The organism is Thalassoglobus sp. (genome assembly GCF_048270125.1).
Lineage (GTDB): Bacteria > Planctomycetota > Planctomycetia > Planctomycetales > Planctomycetaceae > Thalassoglobus.
This window is the reverse complement of sequence record NZ_JBLWTN010000011.1, coordinates 52,327-75,292: the sequence shown is the minus strand read 5'-3', so window position 1 is coordinate 75,292 and position 22,966 is coordinate 52,327. Positions and strand designations below refer to the sequence as shown.

The 22,966-nt window shown below is 50.3% G+C and carries 20 protein-coding genes; 8 read left to right on the top strand and 12 right to left on the bottom strand.

The features are described from left to right. Positions 1-516: 516 nt before the first annotated feature. On the top strand, positions 517-936 hold the full coding sequence (locus ACN0YR_RS14165; protein WP_417849893.1) for a secondary thiamine-phosphate synthase enzyme YjbQ: 420 nt from the start codon (positions 517-519) through the stop codon (positions 934-936). 76 nt (positions 937-1,012) lie between these two features. Here the strand turns inward: ACN0YR_RS14165 and ACN0YR_RS14160 are convergent, their stop codons facing one another. Continuing rightward, positions 1,013-1,333 carry a hypothetical protein gene (locus ACN0YR_RS14160; RefSeq protein WP_417849892.1) on the bottom strand — a complete coding sequence of 107 codons (321 nt, stop codon included), beginning with the start codon at positions 1,331-1,333 and terminating at the stop codon, positions 1,013-1,015. Positions 1,334-1,384: 51 nt separating this feature from the next. Beyond that, the gene (locus ACN0YR_RS14155) at positions 1,385-1,933 is read right to left on the bottom strand and encodes a hypothetical protein (RefSeq protein ID WP_417849891.1); all 549 of its coding nucleotides are present in this window, start codon (positions 1,931-1,933) and stop codon (positions 1,385-1,387) included. 223 nt (positions 1,934-2,156) lie between these two features. Between ACN0YR_RS14155 and ACN0YR_RS14150 the strand changes: the two genes are divergently transcribed. Next, complete coding sequence (locus tag ACN0YR_RS14150; protein ID WP_417849890.1) at positions 2,157-2,918, top strand: peptidoglycan recognition family protein; 762 nt, start codon at positions 2,157-2,159, stop codon at positions 2,916-2,918. Beyond that, on the top strand, positions 2,845-3,603 hold the full coding sequence (locus ACN0YR_RS14145; protein WP_417849889.1) for a hypothetical protein: 759 nt from the start codon (positions 2,845-2,847) through the stop codon (positions 3,601-3,603). Before ACN0YR_RS14150 ends, ACN0YR_RS14145 begins: the two co-directional genes overlap by 74 nt. A gap of 348 nt (positions 3,604-3,951) precedes the next feature. Here ACN0YR_RS14145 and ACN0YR_RS14140 read toward each other — a convergent pair whose 3' ends face one another. The 4 genes from ACN0YR_RS14140 to ACN0YR_RS14125 all read right to left on the bottom strand — a co-directional run bounded on the left by ACN0YR_RS14140 (position 3,952) and on the right by ACN0YR_RS14125 (position 8,934). Further along, complete coding sequence (locus tag ACN0YR_RS14140) at positions 3,952-5,319, bottom strand: PQQ-binding-like beta-propeller repeat protein (RefSeq protein WP_417849888.1); 1,368 nt, start codon at positions 5,317-5,319, stop codon at positions 3,952-3,954. Positions 5,320-5,639: 320 nt separating this feature from the next. After that, complete coding sequence (locus tag ACN0YR_RS14135; RefSeq protein ID WP_417849887.1) at positions 5,640-7,277, bottom strand: kelch repeat-containing protein; 1,638 nt, start codon at positions 7,275-7,277, stop codon at positions 5,640-5,642. A gap of 162 nt (positions 7,278-7,439) precedes the next feature. Continuing rightward, a complete protein-coding gene (locus ACN0YR_RS14130) occupies positions 7,440-7,865 on the bottom strand; it encodes a hypothetical protein (RefSeq protein ID WP_417849886.1) in 426 nt (141 codons plus the stop codon). A gap of 136 nt (positions 7,866-8,001) precedes the next feature. Continuing rightward, positions 8,002-8,934, bottom strand: a complete 933-nt coding sequence (locus ACN0YR_RS14125; RefSeq protein ID WP_417849885.1) for a DUF1559 domain-containing protein — start codon at positions 8,932-8,934, stop codon at positions 8,002-8,004. 724 nt (positions 8,935-9,658) lie between these two features. Here ACN0YR_RS14125 and ACN0YR_RS14120 point away from each other — a divergent pair. The 5 genes from ACN0YR_RS14120 (at position 9,659) to ACN0YR_RS14100 (ending at position 15,454) form a co-directional block, all read left to right on the top strand. After that, positions 9,659-10,303 carry an ankyrin repeat domain-containing protein gene (locus tag ACN0YR_RS14120; RefSeq protein WP_417849884.1) on the top strand — a complete coding sequence of 215 codons (645 nt, stop codon included), beginning with the start codon at positions 9,659-9,661 and terminating at the stop codon, positions 10,301-10,303. A gap of 361 nt (positions 10,304-10,664) precedes the next feature. After that, a complete protein-coding gene (gene recO / locus ACN0YR_RS14115; protein ID WP_417849883.1) occupies positions 10,665-11,411 on the top strand; it encodes a DNA repair protein RecO in 747 nt (248 codons plus the stop codon). 107 nt (positions 11,412-11,518) lie between these two features. Beyond that, positions 11,519-13,096 carry a tetratricopeptide repeat protein gene (locus tag ACN0YR_RS14110; RefSeq protein ID WP_417849882.1) on the top strand — a complete coding sequence of 526 codons (1,578 nt, stop codon included), beginning with the start codon at positions 11,519-11,521 and terminating at the stop codon, positions 13,094-13,096. A 316-nt stretch (positions 13,097-13,412) separates the two neighbouring features. Beyond that, positions 13,413-13,955, top strand: coding sequence for an LPS assembly lipoprotein LptE (gene lptE / locus ACN0YR_RS14105; protein WP_417849881.1), 543 nt, complete (start codon positions 13,413-13,415; stop codon positions 13,953-13,955). A gap of 311 nt (positions 13,956-14,266) precedes the next feature. Continuing rightward, positions 14,267-15,454: a GTPase family protein gene (locus tag ACN0YR_RS14100; RefSeq protein ID WP_417849880.1), complete on the top strand. Its 1,188-nt coding sequence runs from the start codon at positions 14,267-14,269 to the stop codon at positions 15,452-15,454. 89 nt (positions 15,455-15,543) lie between these two features. On the opposite strand, the gene ACN0YR_RS14095 is transcribed toward ACN0YR_RS14100, so the two are convergent. From ACN0YR_RS14095 to ACN0YR_RS14070, 6 genes are all read right to left on the bottom strand, one after another. Next, positions 15,544-17,055, bottom strand: coding sequence for a Do family serine endopeptidase (locus ACN0YR_RS14095; protein WP_417849879.1), 1,512 nt, complete (start codon positions 17,053-17,055; stop codon positions 15,544-15,546). A 440-nt stretch (positions 17,056-17,495) separates the two neighbouring features. Then, entirely contained in the window at positions 17,496-18,173 is a 678-nt protein-coding gene (locus ACN0YR_RS14090; protein WP_417849878.1) for an NAD(P)H-hydrate epimerase, read from the bottom strand. 177 nt (positions 18,174-18,350) lie between these two features. Further along, positions 18,351-19,448, bottom strand: a complete 1,098-nt coding sequence (gene hisC, locus ACN0YR_RS14085; RefSeq protein ID WP_417849877.1) for a histidinol-phosphate transaminase — start codon at positions 19,446-19,448, stop codon at positions 18,351-18,353. Between the two features lie 67 nt (positions 19,449-19,515). Then, positions 19,516-20,856: a sulfatase-like hydrolase/transferase gene (locus tag ACN0YR_RS14080; RefSeq protein ID WP_417849876.1), complete on the bottom strand. Its 1,341-nt coding sequence runs from the start codon at positions 20,854-20,856 to the stop codon at positions 19,516-19,518. Between the two features lie 58 nt (positions 20,857-20,914). Further along, a complete protein-coding gene (locus tag ACN0YR_RS14075) occupies positions 20,915-21,919 on the bottom strand; it encodes a S1C family serine protease (protein WP_417849875.1) in 1,005 nt (334 codons plus the stop codon). Between the two features lie 118 nt (positions 21,920-22,037). Continuing rightward, positions 22,038-22,928, bottom strand: coding sequence for a phosphoribosylaminoimidazolesuccinocarboxamide synthase (locus ACN0YR_RS14070; protein WP_417849874.1), 891 nt, complete (start codon positions 22,926-22,928; stop codon positions 22,038-22,040). Positions 22,929-22,966: the final 38 nt, after the last annotated feature.

Here is a 22,966-nt window from a genome sequence, read left to right as displayed (position 1 = left end):
CAGACGAGGCATCGGCCGCAACACCTCGAGCGACAGATGCAACTCTTTTTCCGTCGACATTTGAAATGCCGGTTCGCCAAGCCTCTGCGACACCGGGTAGAGATGCATTTTCTGAGAGAACAACAATTACCAAGGCACAATAGTGACGCCAAAACGTACATGACGCCAAAGTAGAAAAGATGAATCAGCACCGACGGAAGAAAAAAGAGCCGCATGAAATTGATGAGCAACCCCTGCTCACGGCGCAGACTCACCTGCTTCATCGCATTCTGAAAATTTACAGAATTGGCCTCACAGACCCCTGCCAGAAGGAGACGAAAGTTACGACATTCTAAAGAGATCTTTTTTCTCGTAACCGTTTTGAGATTGCCCATCTTTATTCAATGCTGAACAGACGCATGAGAACGGAAGTGAAATCTCATCTTATTGAGCATCTCGCCTGTTTGACCAGTTTGAACCGTATTTGATAGAACCAATCTGTACTCACTGAGCTTTTGTAAACGTGGACCACATTCAATGCCCTGGATTCAGAAACAGATTTCACTTCCGAGTTATCCGCGCGGTTTTCATATTGTCACTCGACATGTCGTGGATGCGATTCCCGAACTCAGAGAGTTCAGCGTTGGGTTGCTGCATGTATTCATCAAGCATACGTCTGCATCGTTGACAATCAATGAGAATGCCGATCCCGATGTGCTGGTTGATATGGAGTCGTCAGTGAATGCCATCGTCCCGGAGAACTTCCCGTATGTGCATACCTGCGAAGGACCGGACGACATGCCCGCACATGTCAAAGCGTCGATGATGGGAAGTTCCGTCAGCATTCCAATTTCAAACGGACAGCTCAACCTGGGGACGTGGCAAGGTATCTACTTATGCGAACACCGCAACCACGGCGGTTCCAGAAAACTCGTCCTCACGCTTCAGGGCGAATGAGAATCTTCCTCCTGCTTTTCGCTCGATCTCGCAGAATCCTGGTCGACCAAGATTCATCACGATTGTTCACGGCTGTTCACTTCACACTTGCAGAAGATCGCCGCGCGCGGTGAGCCCGGCCTTGGCGGCTGATGAGTTCAAATGTGTGCTGCTCCAATCTCATCTCGGCAAGTTGGCGACACGTTTCACTCTGCTCCTTGCGAAGCTTGAAATCTCTCCTTGCTTCGTAGCCGTAAAAGAACAAGGCGATTGCTCCAGCCAAGAACGCCTGAATTTCCAGGCCAAGCGGTAACGACTTGCCAATCGCCATGCCGAGGATCGTGCAGCCGAGAATCGCGATGGAAAATCGGGAAATGATTCGAGTTTCAGTGTGTCGGTATTGAGTCTGTTTTCGCATCGATGAGGCTCATCAGTAAGGAGAGTCTTTCCCCGAAAACTTACCCCCACCTCAAATGTTGTCATTTTTGGCCATCAATTTTTGCCGCCATTCAGCCACAACACTCAAGACTGCGAAGGCTCCAGCCAGCACAATCGTCATCTTCCCCCAGTATCGTGGACCAAAGATGATTGTGGCGTTCAAAAACATAAATGCGAACAGCCCCTGAACTCCCCAATAGTAGAGTCTTGATCGATAGGCCCAGGCAGGCCCTTTCACCCACCAGAGGACCACATCCGCCACCCAGAAAACCATAAAGGCATGATTCACATAGATTCCGCCACCCCAGTGAATCCCGATGACAGCAGCCGTTCGCTGAGCCGTGTGCTCGTACGCAGCTGTGTGGCTCAAATTGTGGACGAGGGCGAAAGCACTCAAAACGTGGGCGAGAAAGCAGCAGCAACCGACCGTCCAAAGCCGTCGTGCAATCTTGGCAGAATAGTGTGGATCTCCAGAACGCCAGCCTCGAAAATCGACCCATCCTCTCAGAAGATAGAGAATGAGCGCGAGTCGCGCGGTCCAAAGTACGATCGCTTCGTTCAATTCAAATACCAATATCATGGCTCTGCCCGTTCTCGGCCAGCAGATGGAGGATTCGGACGATTATTTCGGACAAACTTAAAACGGAATGATATTACATCTCCACATTGTAATCCTTGCACAGAATTCAGGTTAGGGGAACGAACCGGGCCGCAATCGCTGCCGATTGTTCAGAAATTGTGACGGCATTCTCTCAACACAAGTTGACATGTCTCTCGGTGGGGCAATACAAACGGAGAGCACGATGACAGCTTGCACAGACCATATTCGGACATCAACATGTGTCGCATTTTATGCGATTCACTTGATGGCAATATGTGGATGTGCAGAGTCGCCCCAGAAGAAACAGCAGGAGGTTTCTTCAGCTTCGCCTGTCATCGAAGAACAGACCTATCTTGATGCAGATGAACCGATCCGGACCTGGAAATACATCGTCATTCACCATACAGCAACGAGCTCTGGGAGTGTCGAGTCCATTGATCAGGAACATTCACTGCGTCGCGATGCATCAGGCAACCCGTGGCGCGGAATCGGATACCATTTCCTGATCGGAAATGGAAACGGCATGGGAGACGGTGAAGTTCAGGCGACGTTTCGTTGGCGTGACCAATTGAGCGGAGCACATGCAGGAGATCGACAATTTAACAATTTCGGGATCGGCATTTGCTTAGTCGGAAACTTCGAAGAGAATGGCCCCACACCTGCTCAGGTGAAAGCGGTCAGCGAACTCGTCAGCCTGCTGAAGTACCAGTTAAGAATTACAGAAGAACAGATTTTGAAACATGGTGACCTGAAGGCCACCGCATGCCCGGGACGGCTGTTTCCATTTCGAAAAATTGCCTCAATCCCCCCTGCAGGACCGCAGCTGGTGGAGGGAGGGAAAAGGAGTCGATTCGTTCCTCTCGAATCGAAACACACGGAGGGTATTCATAATGTGGCAGCGATCCAACGGTCGAGATCAAAACAACGTCCATCAACAAAAAGTCAAACCGATGGGGCTCGTTGAAAACCATTCGAGTTCAGTTTTCGTCGAGCATCCGGTCTCAACATGTGTGACCGATGTCCTCTTCGATTCCAGCTACTCGCTTTACATCACAGAGAACTTCACAGAAACCTACTCTTATCCACTGGTTACCTATCTCCACGATGGGTCCCGGTCTGAGCGAGATTTGTGGAACTGGTTCCCATCGATCAGCGATCAAAATTATCTCGGTCTTGGCGTTCGTGCCTCGTTCCCGCATCCGCGTGGATTACCCGGACGATTCGACTGGAAACTTCGTCGCCCCGATGCCTCAATGGCCTCAATCCGTGACGCGGTTTTCTCTGTGGACAGAGACTGGGCGATCAACCCGCAAAAAATCTACCTGTTCGGAGAAGGTGACGGAGCGATCGTGGCTCTACAGCACCTGGTGCTGCAACAGTCACTGGAATTCGAAACGATCCAAGCAGCCGGTGCGATTTGCCGTTCACTTCCAAAGAACTGGGCAGACTGGTTGCCGCATATTACGAATCAACTCCATGGAAGAATCCTCTTCCTGGATCCGATCCAAAACCCTGACGAACAGGCTGCGATCGACGCTTTATCTGAAGCGGGATTCGAAATCACATTCGCTCATGCCTCGGAAGGAGTTTCTCCTCCCCAGATCATTAACCAATGGATCATGGCTGGGATCAATACGGCTATCTATTAAGTCTCCCTCACAAAGAGGCAACCGCTTGCTCTACCCTCTGCCCATGCTGAACGTGAAGACCAATCTGAAAATGAGATATTGAAACAACTCTGAATCGATCGGATTCCAATCACCCGGGCGAATTCAGTAGCTATCAAAAATAACTCAAAAGCAAAAATCATCGCTACGCTGAATAACTCGGCATAGCGATGATTTTTTTAGAGCAGTTTGCTCTACCGTTTGCCCGTGAAGAACGCATATCTCCAGTAAAAATGCTGTTCACCACGAGGCAGAACCTGCAAACCAATTCGAAAGATGCTCTAGTAGTGAGTGGTGAGCAATGTTTTCTCTGTCGCTTGCGGTTGAAGCTTACTTTGAAACGTCTCCCCGGATCTTCATGCTAAACAAGCGATCCCCGGAACGGGCGATCACTCTCTGACCAGTCAAGACCGCTGCGTACAACGTATTTCCCCCACCTGGTGGAGCATCATCAGCTTTCTCTGCAGGTTTCGTAGATGGCTCTTCTGAAAACAACTCTGCTGTCTCAAACATCTGGAACTTCGGCCCCGAAGCGACGGTCGTTAGTTTTCCATCTTTTAAAGGCAGAAGAATTTTTTGCGAGAGAACAATCGGTGTTGCCCAAAGACTTCCACCCACCCGCTTCGCGTACTGTTCTTCACCGGTCATCTTGTCGAGACAGTACAGGACTCCGGTGCGATTGGTGAAGTAGCAGTAATCCCCAGAACAGATTGGAGAGCTGAACGAACTGGTCGCTCGCTTTGAATGCCACACATAAGCTGCGGACCAAACTCCCGCATCAGATTGTTCAACCGAGATGAGTCCGTTGGACTCCGCAGCCCGTCCCGATTCTGACTCCCCTCGACCAACCGTTGCACCGATCAGAAATGTTCCTTCTCCAACCGGCATTGGAGTCGGCGTCGAGTTCCCGGAAATGTCATCAAACTCCCATAAACGCTTTCCCGATTGCAGGTCAAAACCGGCGAGCTTACCAATCCCGCTGAGTACAAGGTGTTCGCCACCTTTCACTGGAATCACCCGAGGACTTGCCCAACTTGTGACGCCAAGGCCGGGAACCTTCCACAGATTCTCTCCCGTCTTTTTATTGATTGCTAACAGGTAAGGATCGGTTTGTCGTTCGACCCAGACGAAGGCAAATTCACTCCGCTGCTCCAACGATGCAGACAGACCATGACGTGCATCAATGGGACCATACTCTTCAACCAGATTCCGTTGCCATTGAATCTCACCGGAGTGAGATAATGAGAACAAGTTGCCACCTTCGAAGAAACAGATGATTCCTCGTTCATCAACAACCGGAGACGGAGCTGCCTTGCTGATGTAGTTGTTGTTTTCCTGAGGCGTGGCGTTCGTCGTTTCATACTGCCAAAGCTCTTTGCCAGTGGCAATATTGAACGCCGTCACCAGGCAGTGTTCTTTGTTCGGCCCGGAAACCGAAGTGATATAGACTTGATCTTTCCAGACAAGTGGACTTGATTGTCCGTATCCCGTAATCGCAACCGACCACTCAGCGGAGAAGCCGAGTTCTTGTTCATCAAAATTGATCTCTCCACCATTTTGAAACGATGTCCATTCATCAGCGGCATTGGCTGCTTGATCCGTCGAGAAAATCAAACAGGAAAACAATGTGATGCTGAGGGCAACCGTTCTGATGCAGACTCGATGATCGCCGCTTCGATGTTGCAATATCTTTTGCAAATGACTTCTCCGCTAAATGTCGATTGTTCTAGAGCAGTTTGCCCTACCGTGCGCCCGTGAAGGACGCATTTCTTTAGTAAAAATGCTGTTCGCCACGAGGCAGAACCTGCAAACCAATTCGAAAGATGCTCTAAAGCAAAGCTAGAGGTGGTCCTGAAACTTGAAATTGCTCTCTCAAACGTTGAGGAAAGCGACGATTTCAGACGTTTTCGGACTGGTTCTAAAATTGGTCTTTAAGTTCTGCTCATGGTGAGCAGTCTATGAAGTCATGCCAGTGATCTTCACGGACACGACAAGCATTGATGAGAATGCTTAGAGGATTATTGAACCTCTAAGATCTCAACTTCATCAAACTTTCCGATTTCCATACTTGCTCCGCCGACAACGAGAAGATGGTTTTCGTCAACCGGCAACATGCGATGGAAGAAACGTGGGGTGGGAGTTTCTCGAAGCAATTCCCAGGATTTTCCATCTTCAGCGAGTCGTTGCAGATCACCTTTGATTGTCGTGACGTACAAGTTTCCACCGGTTGCAAAGGCCGATGATCCGAATCCTGTCATCCCGTCTTCACCGAGAATTTCCGAAATCGATGACCACTTACCGGTGGCTGGATCAAAGACATCAACTTTGCGGGTCGGGCCACCTTCCTTCTGCATTCCGCCGATTGCATAAATTTTTCCGTCATGGGCAGCCAAGGCCAATGCTCGGCGTTGGAACGGTGGAGCTGGCAACTTGGACCACTTTGGAGAATCGGCGTTCGGATCAAGCACCCAAGCTGTTTCATGCCAAACGCTCTCGGCATCGCCAGCCATCGCCCATCCACCGACTACGTAGATTTTTCCATCCAAGACAGCAGCATCAAATGAAGAACGAGGCTCTGGCAACGCGGGCAGTTCTTCCCAGGTTTTTTTCTCCAAATTGTAAGCAGCGACGGCATCCTGCGACCACAAATCGTGATCTTCTCCCTCAGCATTTTTTGCAGTGAATCCACCGATTCGGTAAAGTCGTTTTCCGTCAGAGACCAGTGCCAAACCTTGTAGACCTGGACCTTCCGCGATGCTCTTCCATTCTCCAGTCTTCAAGTTGAGTTGTTCGAGCGTATGTCCTTGTGCATCGTGAGAATAAGAATGAGCCCCACCTGTATGACCGCCGTACACATACAAGTTCCCATTAAGAATCGCACCACCAAAACTCGTCACAGGCTTTTTGATCGGCTGAAGGTTCTTCCCAAGTGACTTCGAAGAGTCGGACGGCACTCGTAATGCTAGCGTGGTGTAATGTCGAGTTTCAGGATACTCTTTTCCTTCCAGCGTTCCCGATTTGGCTTCGACATGCTTGGCTCGAATTGAGAACAGGCCGGGCTCTTTGACAGGAATCAAAATTGTTCCGGACTCTCCAGTCGTCCCTTCGAATTCGTCGAGACCTGGACCACTCGCTTTTACTTCACTTCCTTCGACAGTCTTTCCGTTGAAGAGAACATGAAGCAAGATACCTTCCGGAGCTTCCTCAGGAATGACGTCGAACTGAAGTTGCTTGGAGCAATCAATCGATTCCCAAGATTTACTTCCAGCAACGGGACCAGTTTTTGCGTAATACTTCAGACGAAAATGGCTATCACCACGGTCCATGACACCCAAATCGTGAGTTGCGACAACAAGCCCCTGCAACTGAGCTGAGTTCAACTGAACAGAAAGATTTTCTTTTGTTTTCTTGAGCTTAAGTTCCTCAGCCTTGTTCCCGTCTAAAACCGCCCAGGCTTTCATACCGGAAACATATTTCAGCATTTCCGGATCGTCAGGCGAGGCGTCTTCTCCAAAATAGACTTCAACAACATTTGCCTCTTCCCCTTGTTCGGGTGCGAGCCAAATGAAATGAGCCTGTGAGGATTGAGACATCATTTGAAAGTTAAAAACGAAGGTAAGGAGTAAGAGAGTCTTTTGTCTGTCAAGCAGTTTCATTGTAAAAGCTCCTGTGTTGAGAATGTGTGAAACCGGTTAAGGAATTTGAGAAATTTGGAACGATTTGCAGCGTCTGCGAAGCGAAGCCCAGATTTAAAGATCAGTTCGAAACGCTCGCTTCGACTGAGATCACGAAAACCACTTAAAGTGAGTTCGAGCCACTTACCGTTTTTGTTGACTGCTCAGATCAAATTGAAATTCGTTTGGCGTATTGAGTGAAACAGTCTTCTTCAATGTGCTGCGGGAGTTGTAGACCGCAGGGACTTTGACAACCCGAATCCTTTTGACTTTCGCCTTGCGAAGATCCTGTATCGCTTGCTCGTCATCCATGGCATAGCCGCCATCATCGGTCGACACGATCTCGATACGGTGTTCACCAACAAGTGGACCAGAGCGACTGTCAATTTCGAATCGCCCTTGCTGGACTGGTACTGACGTCTTTGGCCCCTTCGTCTCCCCTTCGGGTACAAATCGAATCACCCCCTGTTGAAGAGGTTCACCATCGAGGTTAATAACCCCTGAGACAGCCGCCCTTTGAGGCCCATCGTCACCTCCACCGCATCCCTGCAAACCGAGTACGACTAACATCAAACTGAGAGGAAGGATAAATTTCCGAACGGCTCGCGAGCACTTTCGCGCTTCCAGTTTCCGCGAAGAATGTCTTTTCTGCGAGACATTGCTCATCCTTACGAGACCGTTCGCGTACTTCGCTTCCGAGAAGGTTTTAGAAGTCACCGACGACCTCCCCTCCGCCTCGTGTTGCCAGACTGTCGAGCAAACCAGCGTCTATATTTTCTGAGAGGAAGTGAACTGAACCATCAGAGAATGCGAAATGCACACCCCCGACATGATCGCTGCGGAAGGAACGTGTCCAGTTGCTATCGAAAATTCCGTCGTCAGCGAAGTCGTGTGGGTTAAAGTCATATTCCGTTGTCGCCGCCGTGGACCCCGGAAATGGATTGGACCAGTAAGTGAAGGAGTAGCGAGGTTGCCCCATGCAGTCTCCAGAACTGAAGACGTAATCTGGGAGATTGTACGCTGTCTCGCCGATCATGATGGTGTTGCTTGTTCCATCCGTGAAATCTCGAAACTTCGTTTTTCCCGGAGAACTATCTGTATAAACAATCGCTCCATCTAAGCTTGGGCGAGACATCCCGTAAAAGGACCAGTACTGATTGAAATCCTTGGTCCCGATAGAAACCGCGTAGTTCCCCGGAGCTCTCCCATTGTCGGCATCACAGCCAGGAACAGGCCGTCGCAATGGAGATGTCGGGCAAAGATAAAAGGGAAGCATCTGCCCCACGACTTCTTGATTGGCAGGGGCTGAGTTCCCTTGGTTGAAGTCATACTGCTGATAAGCACTTGCTTGCTCGATCATTGGCAAGATACTTGTGAACAGGCTTGATCCCTCAAGACTGGAGTAGCTCATTCCCCCGGTGTTAGCGTTGGGGAACTGGGAGTACACATCGTGATAGTTGTGTATCGCAATCCCGATTTGTTTGAGGTTATTTCGGCAGCTCGTTCGCCGAGCAGCTTCTCGTGCCTGTTGAACTGCGGGTAAGAGTAAAGCGACGAGAATCGCAATGATCGCAATCACGACCAAGAGTTCGATAAGTGTAAAGCCGAAGCTTGGCCTTCTTTTGAATGGCGTGCGCATGAGTGATCTTCCTAGCACCAGTGAAACGTAAGTCCAATTACCCCATGCAATTGGAGTCGGTCCTCAAGCTTCGCTGGCTGCCTTAGAAAGATTCAATCAGTGGCTGGCTACGCTCTAGATGAGACTGAGTCTCAATCTCATAACATGCTACCAGCGCGAAGGCTCCTGTCAACGCAATTCGACTGAGGAAATTATTTTTTAAAAAGTGAGAACAGGAAGCCGCCTGAATAGAGGAAAGCGTTTCCGAGAACCTTTTCAAGAAAGGAGGTGTGCGTTCGGCCTCGTCGGGACATACGACTTCGAGAGAAAAACAGTTTCACAGGCACAAGAAATACGAACATCTTCTGTCCGATCGAGCGACCGCTTCTCAATCAGTAGTCGATGGAGGGTCGAGCTTGGCAGGCTTGCAGAGTCGCTTCTTCTTGTTGGCAACCCGCTTACATTTCTTGCAGAAATGGGTTGGGTTCACCACATAGCACGCATAACCCTCGGGGTCTTTCTTGAGCATCTTCTTGAGATCGCACAATGTTTTTGCCATGTCCGGGCAGCCAGGTTCAAGAGTGTATCGTATGAGACTGCGACGACTTTTGCAGAAGTGTTTCGTGACCACGCCAGACGCATTGACGAATTCACGGTTTAGTGACTTGAGTGCTTCTCTTTCTATTGTTCGAGCATTTTTGAAGAAGTAAAGTGAATAGAAACTGTAACTGGGGAGATCGTTCAGATGTCAACCAATTCGTTACAACTGAAGCAAGCGAGTTTTGACGGCGACATCGACACTGTCCGTCAACTTTTGGATGCAGGGGCTGATCCGAACTCCACAGACGAATACGGTTCAGGAACTCTACTCACCTTTCATCCAAAAGTCATTCAATTCCTGCTTGCACGCGGGGCCGATCCCGATATTCAAACGAATAAAATGGGAAGACCTGTCCTGATAGGTTTGACACACGGTGACCATCTGGAGTGTGTCCGCTTGCTGCTTGAATCGGGTGCGAATCCCAATCGTGCCTGTGCCGTTACTGGAGAGACCGCGCTCCACGGAGCAGTCACGAACAAAGAGCTTGATCGTACTCAAATTGTGAAGTTATTGCTCGATCATGGTGCTGACCCGAACGCGAAAACCAAACCAGGTGTGACGAGCGAAACATTTTGGCGCGATGCAAGAACTCGGTCCGAGACTCCCTTACATCGGGCTGCTGCCTACTTGCCAATGCATATCATTGAGATGCTGATCACTGCGGGCGCAGACACCACCATCCGCGACATCAATGGCGATTCTCCATTAAGTTGGGCAAGCTGGCATCTCCGCAGCCGGGACATTATTGACCTGTTGAATGTTGACAAGAACGGGAACAAGATTGCATAGCTCCTGCTGAGCGACGTGTGACGAACTGGCTGACCGTAAAGACCACCAGGAAAATTCTCGCCCTGCCGCGATTGTGTTATTCATGGCCGGTATCTAGAACATCTTACGAATTGGTTTGCAGGATCTGCCTCGTGGCGAACAGCATTTTCACTAGCGAAATGCGTTCTTCACGGGCACACGGTAGAGCAAACTGCTCTAGAGCATCTTTCGGATTGGTTTGCAGGTTCTGCCCCGTGGCGAACAGCATTTTTGCTAGAGAAATGCGTTCTTCACGGGCAAACGGTAGAGCAAACTGCTCTAGAAGTGTACTCTGAGAATCCGGGCAGAGATCCTCATTTCCTCAAGCGAAGCCAGAGCACAGATGTCAACGGAGAAGACAGATGCAATAGTCATTCGGCAGGCCGATTTCAGTGAATCGAGTCGTGTTCTCACCTTATTCACGCGTGACTTTGGAAAAATTTCCTGCCTGGCAAAAGGGGCAAAGCGGCTAAAAAGTGCCTTCGAAGGCTCGTTGGACCTGCTTTCCGAATGCCGGGTCGTCTTCATCCACAAGGCGACTTCCGGCCTCGACTTGCTGACGGAAGCTCAGCTTATCAAAAGATTTAAGCCTTCACCGAAAAGTCTGGTTCACTTGTACGGCGGCTATTACATCGCGGAGCTTCTGAATTCGCTTACCGAAGAAGGTGATCCTCATGACGAACTGTACGAGGCTGCTACTGCAGCGCTGGCGGTTCTAGGTTCCGAAGCTTCCCCAGACATCGCAATTTTCCGCTTTGAGTTGATGACGCTGCGCGAAATTGGGCAACTTCCGGACTTCGAAACCTGCACGATCTGCCAGTCGCCGATTATTCTGGGGGATAGCAGTCGTTTTTGGGTCTCCGAGTCCGGATTGATCTGTTCAAGATGTGGCAATTCCGAGTATCAACACACTGAGGTTCAATCTGGTGCGATTGCTGTCATTCGAAAGCTGATTGAGAGTGATCCAGCCATGTTGTCCCGACTGACAATCAGTGATCAACAACGGCGAGAGATACGCAAACTGTTAAACTCGGTTGTTTCGGCAATTTTGGGAAGACGTCCCAAAACACTGAAGCTCCTTGGGTATTAGCTTTTTGCCACGATCCGTGACCTGTTGTTCACTGAACGCGACTCTCCCAGTCCCGTCCGTCCCCCTTCCGAGTGCAAGGTCCTTCACCTGATGCACGAGGGTGTGTGATGATTATAGAATATAAAAAACACAAAAATTCCTGGCAGAGAATTGCTGCATCTACACTTATCGCTGGAGCGATCACGCTTTCCGGCTGTGGGAGTTTGTCGCTATTTTCTCATCGTGCAGTCGCAGATGATCAGCCGGATGCAAAAACACGTTCTCCCCTTGCAAAAATCATGGGGCCAACCGAACGTGGACTGAAAAGTGTCTCCTTCACCAAGGAGACCGAGTCTGTCCAAGGCGGGACAGAGGTCGATTTGCAAATGGCGTATCAGGAACTCAAAGAGGCACAGCTCCTCTTTGATAACGGTCGCTATGCAGATGCTGAGAAGGCGTTCAATGCTATAGTCAAGCAGCGACGTGTCCGCTACGAAACGGCCGGATCCCGCTTCAAAGACTTTTGGGGAATGTCTGATCTGGCGAGCAAAGATCTCTATAATAACTTCGGAGACCCAGTCGAAGAAGATGCGCTGTACATGCGAGCCGAAGCTCAATTTCATCAGCGAAAATTCACACGTGCTCAAGACTCTTACGATGATCTCCTGAACCGATATCCATCGACGCGGCACATGGATCGAGTCACGAAACAGCTCTTCCGAATCGCACGTTACTGGCTCGACTTCCCGAACGACCTGCAACAAGACAAAAAAGCCAAATCAGAAATCCAACTCGCTTCCAAGGAAGAAATCGATAGCGTGGCCACCGCTCCGCCAGCAAAGAAGCCAGCTTGGGACCTTCCAATCATTCCGAACCTGACAGACAAAACACGACCAATCTACGATGCTGATGGTCGTGGGTTACAAGCCCTTCGGTCGATCTGGCTGCATGATGCCACGGGACCCTTGGCAGATGATTCTCTGATGTTGGCTGCGAATCACAATTTACGCACGAAAAATTTTGTCGAAGCAAAACGCCTCTACGAACTCCTGCGTGATCAGTACCCCGACAGCCCCCATCTCAAGGATTCCTACCTGCTGGGATCACACGTGACACTCGCTTCCTATGAAGGCCCCGAATACGACGGAGCGGCATTGGATCGAGCTCGAGATTTGAAGCAAACAATGCTCCAAATTTTCCCAGAGATGACCGCTGAAGAACGCGGAATGTTGCAGTCAGAAATTGATCAGCTCCACAATGCGGACATCGACCGATTGTGGCAACAAGTGATCTACTATCAGGCCAAGAACGTTCCAGAATCGATTGCACTCCACTGCCATTTGATCATCAACCGGTATCCCAACTCGCAGCAAGCCCAGAAGGCGCGGGAAGTCCTGCGAGAGCTCGAAGCGAAATCAAACCGCTCGGGGAATTCTTTATGGGTTTGGGGAAGTGGTCAGAAGCCAGCTCCTGCACAGTCGGCCCCGCGTCGAACTCACGTTCCCGATGCACGTATGAAAGCAACTCCTGACTCTGCCCGAACTGCCCCCGGTGGATCAGCGAGTCGGCAGCCTTCAAACACTACGAAACCTGAGGAAGATGAGAAATCGAAACGCAGTATTTTTGGCTTCTTAAGAAAAGCAGACGAGCCACCTCAGCTGAAACCGACCCCTTCAGAAGAACAACCAGGACGTGTTGAACTCTAGAGCGAATACAATATTAGTCTTTACAAACTGCCTCGTGGAGAACTGTCCATGAAGTCATCAAAGTCACCTTCGCGGACACGACAAGTATTGAAATACCCTCAAAGATTTTCACAAAAGATGTGCAGATTCAGTCTTGCGGAGATCAGCGTTTTTGCTGATAAAAACGCCCCTTCACGAGCACTGAAAACAGAAGTTGCTTGAAAGCGAACTTGAACTTTAGCTGGAACCAGTCCGAAACCTCTGGAATAGCTGCTTTTCTCAACGTTTGAGAGAGCAAATTCAAGTTTCAGGATCAGTTCTAAAATGTTTGACTGACTTGAACAGATACTCAAACTCAACACGACGGACTTTCGCAAAGCTGCTAGTCGCGGTGATGGGGACGGTCTGTCTATCGGGTTGTGGATATGTTGTGGGCAGCCCCTTTGGTTCGGAAGTTCGCTCGGTTCACATCCCAACATTCACGAACGACACATATCGCCGTGGGTACGAGCTCCAACTCACCGAAGCTGTCCAGAAAAAAGTTGAGTTGACCACTCCGTTCCGGATCAAAAAAGGTCCAGAGGCGGACACTCGATTGATCGGAAACATTATCAGTATCGATAAGCGGCCTGCCAACCAGAACCGCTACGACGACCCTCGCGAACTCGAACTGGCAATCGGGATTGAAGTCACCTGGATCGACAATCGCACCGGCACAGTACTCGCACAAAGAACGACTCCGATCGGTCCGCAACTCTCACATGCCATTGCACACACCAGTTTTGCTCCCGAAACGGGACAATCGCTAGCGACTGCAACTCAGGACGCTGTCGACCAACTTGCCAACGAAATCGTCGGTATGATGGAAGCTCCCTGGTAATGCTCTTGCGAGCGTGCTCTACAACAGTTCAGGCTGCAATCCTGATCCGATGCTGCTACGCAATCATCGCCTCAAGGGACAGATCAAGCTGAATGAAACAACAGCCTTTGAGCGAAGCTGACTCCTCGCTCGTTGTTCTCCTTCTGCAGGTTGTTTTTCTGATCGCAACAGTTTCAAATAAGAACTATCAGTCGAGGCCATACTCGCAAAATTTCGGAGATCACCCTCCCCTGACACCTCGACCAATAGTCAAGATTTCTCCACCTTGGTTGTGGCCTCGCAGATCGCGCACGACATTTTGAAAGCAAGTTATGTTCGGAAAGTGGTTTTCACGTCAGCCATTTGATGATGAAGAGTATCTCAAAGCCAAGGACTCGGTGCTGGAGAAAGCTCCAATTCCAGTGCTTTGGCTATTCGGGAAAACCGGGAGTGGAAAATCGTCAATCATTCGAGAATTGACCGGTGTCGAATCAGTTGAAATCGGAAGCGGATATCGACCGCAAACTCAATATTCCTCGCTATATGCGTTTCCAAATGAATCCGAACCGATCCTGAAATTCCTGGACACTCGTGGATTGAGTGAAGCAAACTATGACCCGATCGAGGATATCGTCGAATTTGAAGACCAGGCACACTTGATGATTCTGACAGTTCGCGTGATGGACCACGCACTCGAGGAATTGCTGGCAGCCCTGAAGACGATTCGAAAATCTGCACCTGACCGACCAGTTATCCTGGCTCTCACGGCACTGCATGATGCTTACCCCGGTGAACAGCATCCAGAAATTGACCCATTCGATGAATCGCGAGCCCCACTGCCAGAGAACATCAATCCCAACTTAAAGCGATCACTCCAGCAACAGTACGAGAGATTCGAGGGCCTGTTCGATTGTGCGGTGCCACTCGATTTGACTCCGCCGTACGAAGGATTTCATCAACCGACGTTCGGAAGTGATCGCCTGAAACGAGCAATCGTCTCTGCCCTACCCGCAGCGTATCGACACCAGATTTTGCAGATGGACCGAATCCTTGATCCATTAGCAGACATGGTCAAGAAGAAAACAATGCCGACGATACTGGGAATGTCAGGTCTCGCAGCGACGGCGGCAGCGGTCCCGGCTCCCTGGGTCGATATCCCGGTGGTCATGGGATTGCAAAGCCGTTTGATTTACAAACTCGCCAAGCTGCACGGGCAGTCCATTGACGGCAGAACCATTGCCAAGATCAGCGGAGCATTAGGAGGACGCGTTGCAGTTCGAATGGCCCTCCGGGAATCATTGAAATTTATCCCTTGGGTCGGAATGGCAGCCAATGCAGCAGCGGCATTCGCTATGACGTACGCAACCGGAATGGCCTGGAACTGGTATTTCACTGAAGTGAACAAAGGACACGCACCGACGGAATCCGAACTCCGAGAAGTCTTTCAGGACCAGTTCAAACGTGCAGGCGACCTTTGGAAAGTGAGCCACCAGCCCGATGCGGTGAAGGCGACTGAGTAGGCTTTGCAAGCCAGCTTCCTCAAAGAAAAAACCGGCCGATTGTTTCCAATCGGCCGGTTCAAAAAAGTCGAGTGAGTGACTGCAAAAAATCAGTTCACCGACTTCAACACAACAAACGCTGCACCACCGTTTCGTTTCACATGGAGAACAATCCCCTTGGAGAGTGTTAGATTCTCAATGGCAGCGCCGAAGCCTTTAATGGAATCGACCGGCCTTGTGCCGACTCGCTGAATCACATCACCGACTGATAAGCCTGCTTGTTCAGCTGGACTTCCCGGTTTCACGGAGCGGACGACAATCCCGGAATCGGATTCATCCAGACCAAGTTGCTGAGAAATTTCGGCATTCAGCTCGACCACTTCGATACCTAATGAATCCATTGCAACGTTGTCTGGATCGGCTTTCGATGGCGAACTTTTGAGACCACGTTTAAGCGCTGGAGTGTAATCACTCGGCATTTGTTCGAGTCGAACATTCAGTTTGACTCGCTTTCCATCACGAAGGATCTCTGCCTGATACGACTTTCCTGGCTTCGATTTTTCAACAACGTCGACAAGATCGTCTCGGTTTGAAATTTTCTTGCCATTAAACTCCATGACGATGTCGCCCGGCTGCAACCCTGCTTTTGAAGCTGGACTGTTGCTTCCAACATCAGAAATGAGCGCTCCCTGACCGAATGGTACTTGCAGTTGTTCTCGAAGATCGTTCGAAATCTGCTGCAATTGAACCCCCAGATAAGAGCGTTTCACGACTCCACTTTCGATCAGCTGATCTGCAACCCAGCGAACCATTGTCGATGGAATTGCGAAGCCGATTCCGTCATACCCTCCGCTTCGCGATGAAATGGCGGTATTAATTCCGATGACTTCACCATGCAGATTGACAAGCGGACCGCCACTGTTTCCGGGGTTAATGGCAGCATCTGTCTGAATGTAATCTTCCCGTTCATTGATTCCCGGGGCACGCTGAGTTGCACTGATAATCCCCGCGGTCACTGTCGTTCCGACATTGAGTGGATTACCCAAAGCCAGCACCCAGTCTCCAATATGCATCGCTTCACTTTCACCAAGTGCAACGAAAGGGAGTTCTTCATCCACATCGATGCGTACAACAGCGACATCGGAACGCGGATCAAAATTCCATGATTCTGCTTCAATTTCTCGACCGTCGGAGAGTCGTACGGTCACACGGTCCGCCCCCTCAACAACATGAGAGTTTGTGAGAATGATCCCACTTGCATTGACGATAAACCCAGAGCCAGCCCCCATCCGTTTCGGAATTTGTCTTGGCTGCTTGAACATTTCCTTGAACCGTTCGTCATCACCGAAGAACCGGCGGAACATTTCTTCTTCTGGCGATTGAAAAGTTCCCGCCTGGTCGAGTTGTCGAGCCTGCGTCTCTGTTGAGATCGAAACAACAGCTGGAAGAACCTTCTCAGAAACTTCTCGAAACGCGAGTGACAGATCACTCGGTGAATGTGTGACTGGCGGAGCAAGTTTGGAAACAGTGGCTTGCTGCGAAACACCGATCCCCGCAACTCCCAAGCAGATACCGACTGTGATTGCGCACAGCACCAATATCTTATTTTTGACAGTGGACATATTTTGACCTCCTGATTGTGATATGAAACCTTCTGGATCTGAAAGCGAAACCACTTTCATCCCGATACAAATAAAATCATCTGAGCATTTTCATTGCTCTTGTTGTCAGTAAAGACCGCTCTCCCGACTGTTCACCCTTCTCAACAGGGAGCAGAATGCGTTCATCCTCTTCAAAAATGCTCGCACATTCTGTTGATGCCGAAACAACTCATGCCTGAACAACGTCTCCTCGAAGCCTCCGACAGAGATGTTGGGCTGCTCATGAAGCGTCGCAAGGTGTCGATTCAACGAAAACGGACTACATATGATTATGTTGCCGCCAGACTGAAAAATCGTACGGTAATTTATGAAAATTTATAAATTCACAGCGAATGTTGATCCTGAGTTCATGCACCACATCGAAAACAGTGCTGCGTGCCAACCCATTTAACACCAAACACTTACGACGCGAGAACTTGAGCCAGGATAAGATTGGGAAGGCCGATGCCCAGCACTTCAAGACGACCGACATATCCCTCCGCTTCAGGAGTGAGCAGTCCGGGTTTCGCAGCGACGAGAGTCGCCGTGATTCGGGCCTGAATCGTTGCGTCAGGCGTCGGCCCCTGATCACAATCCAACCCAGACGGAACATCGACAGCCAGCACAGGTTTTCCGATTCCATTCACAGCATGAATGATCGTCAAGTATGGTTCCCGAATCGCTCCCTGGGTCCCTGACCCGAGCAAAGCATCAACGATCCAGTCCGAATTTTGCAACTCAGAAATCAAGCGATCCAGATTCTCAGGCATCGACAGGTTCAGTAACGGAAGTTTCGTCTTCTGAATAATTTTGAAGTTCGTCGCTGCATCACCGTGATAGCTGTTCGGATCGGTACAGGTGATGACAGTCACTTGAAGCCCGGCGATAGCAAGGTGCCGGGCAATGACGAAGCCGTCACCACCATTGTTCCCGGCCCCGCACAAAATCGTCACACGCCCTGTCGCAGATTCTTTCAAAAGAAGCTCAGCGATCCCCCGCCCGGCATTCTCCATGAGAACGATCCCCGGGATGCCGTATTCACGAATTGCGATGTCATCAACTGCCCGCGATTGACTTCGAGTCAAAATTGTAGAACCCATCGACTATCACTCCTGCCCATGTGAGATTGAGTCGAGCAATTACAAGCATGGGAAATAGGCCCAAGCCCTCTGACATTACCAGCAAACGCCCAACTCTTCTTAATATGCCCTTTTATTTCCGAGATTGATAGTCACTCAGTTCATAACATCACTCAGACCGGACATTTTCGCGAGATTTTATAACCTGTTCACAATCTCGGAAAGGGCTTCGAGGAATGCATCGACTTGCGTATCGGTCCCGACTGTAATTCGTAGACCGTCCACTCTCCCGGTTGGGTTTGTTGTTGATTCAGGAGCCGCGTTGGGGAAGTTCATGTAGCGGACGAGGATCTTCCGTGCTTTCAATTGCTCGTAGATCTCATGATGTGACAACGCCGGATGTGTTGTCCAAACAAAATTTGCCTGACTCGGAACGGGATCAAACCCCAGAGTCTTCAAGGACTCCGTAAGCCGCGAACGTGTGGAAAGGATCTTGGCTCGATTTTCCAGCATCCACGCCTGATCACGAATTGCTGCCTCCGCAGCTGCCAGCCCCAGCGTGTTACAGTTATAACTATCTTTCACCTTTCGCATCCCGGCAATGAGGTCCGGGTGAGCGATGCAGAACCCGAAGCGTAACCCGGCAAGGCTGTATGACTTGCTGAAGGTCCGCGTCACGACAATTTGCTTCCCCACCTCAGAGTGCAGAAGCTCCAACTTGTGAGGTTCGTCGACAAAGTCGCCGTACGCTTCATCATGTACGAGAACTCCATTCGGCGGAACGATCGATTGAATCACTTCTCTATCCCAATGATTTCCGGATGGAGAGTTCGGGTTCGGAACGAACAAGAGCTTGGCCTGATCGATTAGAGGTCGATTGATCTTGATATTCCAGGACCAGTCAGGTTCGAGTCGCAACCGCGCGTGACGCGTACCCTGAATCTCGGAGAGAGTTTCGTAGAGGATGTAGCTGGGATAGGGATAGGCGATAAGGTCATTTTTGTCAGCAAAACTCCTGACCAGAATCGTGAGATTTTCATCGCTTCCATTGGCTGGAAGAATCCAGTCTGGATCAAGATTGAACAGTTCAGCGGCAGCTTGACAAAATCCACGTCCAAGTGGGTCCGGGTAGACATTCAGCCGACCTTCAGCAGCCTGTTGAATCGCACTAACGACTTTCGGCGAAGGTGGATAAGGATTCTCATTCGTGTTGAGCTTAACCCAACCAGACTCCTGCGGTTGTTCTCCGGGAACGTACCCTTGAAGGGCTTCAACATCGGGGCGAAAAAGGGACATAAATAAAGGGTGGTCTAAGGTCTAGGACAAGAGTGTGTGAACTGTGAGGTGTGTCGTGAACGAGAGTTTACTGCCAGTCTTTGCGAATTGCTTCGATGCGAGCAGTTAGTTTTTCAACAATCTCCGGATGTTTGGAAGCGACGTTTTTCATCTCTCCTGGGTCGTGATCAAGGTTACAAAGAAAGACACCATCCTGCGGGCCGAGTTCTCCTTTCTTGCTGCGATCCTGAGGATTTATGAGAAGTTTCCAATTGCCTGAACGAATCGCCAGTTGAGGTTTCTTGCCAGCTCCTAGCTGCCAGAACAATTCCTCATGCGGGGATTTATCGTTCTGCAAGAGCACGGACTTGATGCTTCGCCCATCGAGGTGATGTTGCGGGCGGTCGATTTCGCACAAATCTGCGATCGTTGGATACCAGTCGCACCCCATCACCATTTGCTCTCGAACTTCTCCTTGCGGCAATTTTCCAGGCCACGAAATGAACGACGGGACTCGTAGTCCACCTTCGAACAGGCAGCCTTTCGCGCCGCGGTATGGACCGCTGTTCCCACCACCGAAGAAGGCACGTTCCTCGGTAGAATGACCATGGTCTGACTGAAAGATCACAATTGTGTTCTCGCGCAGTTTGCTTTCCTTTAAGAAGTCGAGCACTTCGCCGACTTTTTCATCCATGGTTGAGACGAACTCCGCATACATTCGACGGGGTGATTCAAGATGTTTGTAATGCTCTCGCCATTTTTCCGTCCCCTGCATCGGGTAATGTGGAACGTTGATCGCCCAATACAGGAAGAAAGGTGATTCACTTTTCTCTCTGATAAATTTCTTGCACTCATCAACCATTAAATCGGGAAAGAATTTCCCATCCTCCCAGATCTCCGTTCCGTCTCTCCACAAGTCATGCCGGTTGGGGCCATTCCAGTAGAAGAAATGAGAGTAATTGTCGATGCAACCACCCATGTGACCGAAGGAACTGTCAAAACCTTGAGCGTTCGGCATCGTCTGGTCGTTGTATCCAAGATGCCACTTCCCAACATGTCCCGTACGGTATCCTGCGGATTTCATCATCTCTGCAAGGGTCACTTCCGATGCAGGCATCCCGGCCTGCCCATAAGCAGAAGAGACATTACCCGGAACCCCTGCCCTGGCGGGAAAACGCCCCGTCAGCAAGCCTGCACGAGATGCAGAACAGATTGCCGAAGGAGAGTACATTTGCGTAAACCGAATCCCGGTCGCTGCCAGATGGTCTTGCGTTGGGGTGGTGAGATCTTTTGAGCCGTAACAGTTGGCATCGAGCGATCCCTGATCGTCAGTGTAGATCAACAAAACGTTTGGCTGCTCTGCTCTTGCGACGGAAAAAGTTGACAGAAGGCTTGCAAGAAATGCCAAAGCGAGAATTCGTAAAATCATTTTACTTTTCATTTTCATGTGTTACTTCGCCGGGCACTGCAAGTCTCTGAATGCAGAATCAGTCCCAGCGCATCCCGAGTCGCAGGGTCACCTCCAGTGTTTCACCATCACGAAGGACACCAAGCTTGACTGACCTTCCTGGAACTTCTGCGCCAACAAGATCAACGAGTTGTTGCATGCTGGTTATTTTCCGAGCTTGAAACGTGAGTAGCACATCCCCTTCAAGCAACCCGGCTCTGTCAGCGGGATCACCTGGATAAACCTTGGTCACTTCCATGCCTGGAGCTCCCTGTTTCACTACTCCGGAAACCCCGAGATAAGCTCCGCTGTGAGTCCGAAAATCTTCACCGGCGACCAACCTCTCCCAGTCACGGGTATAGGCCTCAATCGGGACGTGGAAATTCAGGTCGGTGCTTTCACCAATCCGCGTATTGACACCGATGACCTTTCCGTCAATCCCGAAGAGCGGACCTCCGGAGTCTCCACCAACGAGTTCACAGTCGGACTGGATCATCCAGGGATTCTCAAGAATCACTCGCCCCAGTCGCAGCACCATCCCACGTTCTTCCTGATACCCTCCCGGGTGGGCCACAACCATGCACCAGTCTCCCGGCTTACTCGCTTCTTCCGCCATAGAACAATACGGCCAGTCCGTGCGGTCGGACTCAATTTTCACGAGGGAGGCATCAAGGACTTTATTCCGTCCCAGCGACCGCGCCCGATAGCGATTTCCATCAGACATGATCACGGACAGTTTTCGGTCTGGTCGCCCGGAAACATGCGCCGCTGTGAGAACATGGCCTTCGGGACTGACGATCACTCCACTTCCCTGCGCACCGCCGACCTGCAGATTGACCGTGCATTCCTTTAATCGCGGAATGAGCGAGGTCAGGTGGTCCTGCATCTCTTGCAGATCCTTGACCGATTCTGGCACGGGCTTTGTGAACGCTTCCGGAATCACTTCCACGGAAACCGGGTAAGTTTTCGGAACGCTCTCTTCAGCGGTAACTATTCCGACAAAAAGAGACAACCAAAGAAGAGACGCACCTGGAAATATTTTCATAGGAGAACCTATTATCATGCAGGGTAGACTCAAAAATTATAGCGCACATCACTGACAATTCTCCAGCGACTCCTGATTTGCTCTCACAATAACTCGACTCAAGAGCGTTTGATGCAACTCATTCCCAGCGGAAGGGTTGCTCGGTCAAACGGTGAAATGCATCAATATACTTGGCACGAGTTTGAGTCACGATTTCCGCAGGTAATTCAGGAGGAGGACTATTTTTGTCCCAATCTGTCGATTCCAGCCAGTTTCTCACAAATTGTTTATCGAATGACGGTTGCTCCTGCCCCGGCGAGTACAAATCTTCTGGCCAAAACCTCGAACTGTCTGGTGTCAGCACTTCGTCAATGAGAATCAATTCTCCCTCAGCTTGCCCAAATTCGAATTTTGTATCGGCAATGACAATTCCCTTTCCCCGAGCATAGTCGGCAGCTGACTGATAGATGTCCAAAGTCCGCTGACGGAGTTCCGTCGCCAGATCCTCGCCGACCTCTTCGCACATCCGCTCGAAGGAGATGTTCTCATCGTGTCCTTCATCCGCTTTCGTTGCTGGAGTAAAGATCGGCTCTGGGAGCTTGCTGCCATTCACAAGTCCCGCTGGCAACTTGATTCCACAGACCGACTGGGTCTGCTGATACTCCTTCCAGCCAGAACCAGCCAGGTAACCCCGAGCGACACACTCGATCGGAACCACTTCCGATTTCCGGACGACCATTGATCGTCCTTCTAAACCGTTCACATCGGTTCCGTCGGGCAATGGAAGAAGTTGTGCATCCAGGCTCAGCAGGTGATGCGGGACGTTGAGTCGGTCAAACCAGAACTTGCTGATCTGAGTCAAGACACGACCTTTATCCGGAATCCCGGTTGGCAAGATCCAGTCGAAGGCACTGATGCGATCGGTCGCAACAAGCAGCAGACGATCTCCAAAATCGTAGACATCGCGCACTTTGCCATGCCGGACTGGAATGCCCGGAAGATCTGTTTTAACAAGTGGAGACGATGACATGAATTGTTCCTTGAGAGGAGAGTTGCGCCAGATTGCCT

Excerpts from the sequence above, each read along its gene's own strand:
- ACN0YR_RS14165 (WP_417849893.1), top strand. The coding sequence starts at position 517 with ATGCCCTGGATTCAGAAACAGATTTCACTTCCGAGTTATCCGCGCGGT.
- ACN0YR_RS14160 (WP_417849892.1), bottom strand. The coding sequence starts at position 1,333 with ATGCGAAAACAGACTCAATACCGACACACTGAAACTCGAATCATTTCC.
- ACN0YR_RS14155 (WP_417849891.1), bottom strand. The coding sequence starts at position 1,933 with ATGATATTGGTATTTGAATTGAACGAAGCGATCGTACTTTGGACCGCG.
- ACN0YR_RS14150 (WP_417849890.1), top strand. The coding sequence starts at position 2,157 with ATGACAGCTTGCACAGACCATATTCGGACATCAACATGTGTCGCATTT.
- ACN0YR_RS14145 (WP_417849889.1), top strand. The coding sequence starts at position 2,845 with ATGTGGCAGCGATCCAACGGTCGAGATCAAAACAACGTCCATCAACAA.
- ACN0YR_RS14135 (WP_417849887.1), bottom strand. The coding sequence starts at position 7,277 with ATGAAACTGCTTGACAGACAAAAGACTCTCTTACTCCTTACCTTCGTT.
- ACN0YR_RS14130 (WP_417849886.1), bottom strand. The coding sequence starts at position 7,865 with ATGTTAGTCGTACTCGGTTTGCAGGGATGCGGTGGAGGTGACGATGGG.
- ACN0YR_RS14125 (WP_417849885.1), bottom strand. The coding sequence starts at position 8,934 with ATGCGCACGCCATTCAAAAGAAGGCCAAGCTTCGGCTTTACACTTATC.
- ACN0YR_RS14120 (WP_417849884.1), top strand. The coding sequence starts at position 9,659 with ATGTCAACCAATTCGTTACAACTGAAGCAAGCGAGTTTTGACGGCGAC.
- recO (WP_417849883.1), top strand. The coding sequence starts at position 10,665 with ATGTCAACGGAGAAGACAGATGCAATAGTCATTCGGCAGGCCGATTTC.
- ACN0YR_RS14110 (WP_417849882.1), top strand. The coding sequence starts at position 11,519 with ATGATTATAGAATATAAAAAACACAAAAATTCCTGGCAGAGAATTGCT.
- ACN0YR_RS14100 (WP_417849880.1), top strand. The coding sequence starts at position 14,267 with ATGTTCGGAAAGTGGTTTTCACGTCAGCCATTTGATGATGAAGAGTAT.
- ACN0YR_RS14095 (WP_417849879.1), bottom strand. The coding sequence starts at position 17,055 with ATGTCCACTGTCAAAAATAAGATATTGGTGCTGTGCGCAATCACAGTC.
- ACN0YR_RS14090 (WP_417849878.1), bottom strand. The coding sequence starts at position 18,173 with ATGGGTTCTACAATTTTGACTCGAAGTCAATCGCGGGCAGTTGATGAC.
- hisC (WP_417849877.1), bottom strand. The coding sequence starts at position 19,448 with ATGTCCCTTTTTCGCCCCGATGTTGAAGCCCTTCAAGGGTACGTTCCC.
- ACN0YR_RS14080 (WP_417849876.1), bottom strand. The coding sequence starts at position 20,856 with ATGATTTTACGAATTCTCGCTTTGGCATTTCTTGCAAGCCTTCTGTCA.
- ACN0YR_RS14075 (WP_417849875.1), bottom strand. The coding sequence starts at position 21,919 with ATGAAAATATTTCCAGGTGCGTCTCTTCTTTGGTTGTCTCTTTTTGTC.
- ACN0YR_RS14070 (WP_417849874.1), bottom strand. The coding sequence starts at position 22,928 with ATGTCATCGTCTCCACTTGTTAAAACAGATCTTCCGGGCATTCCAGTC.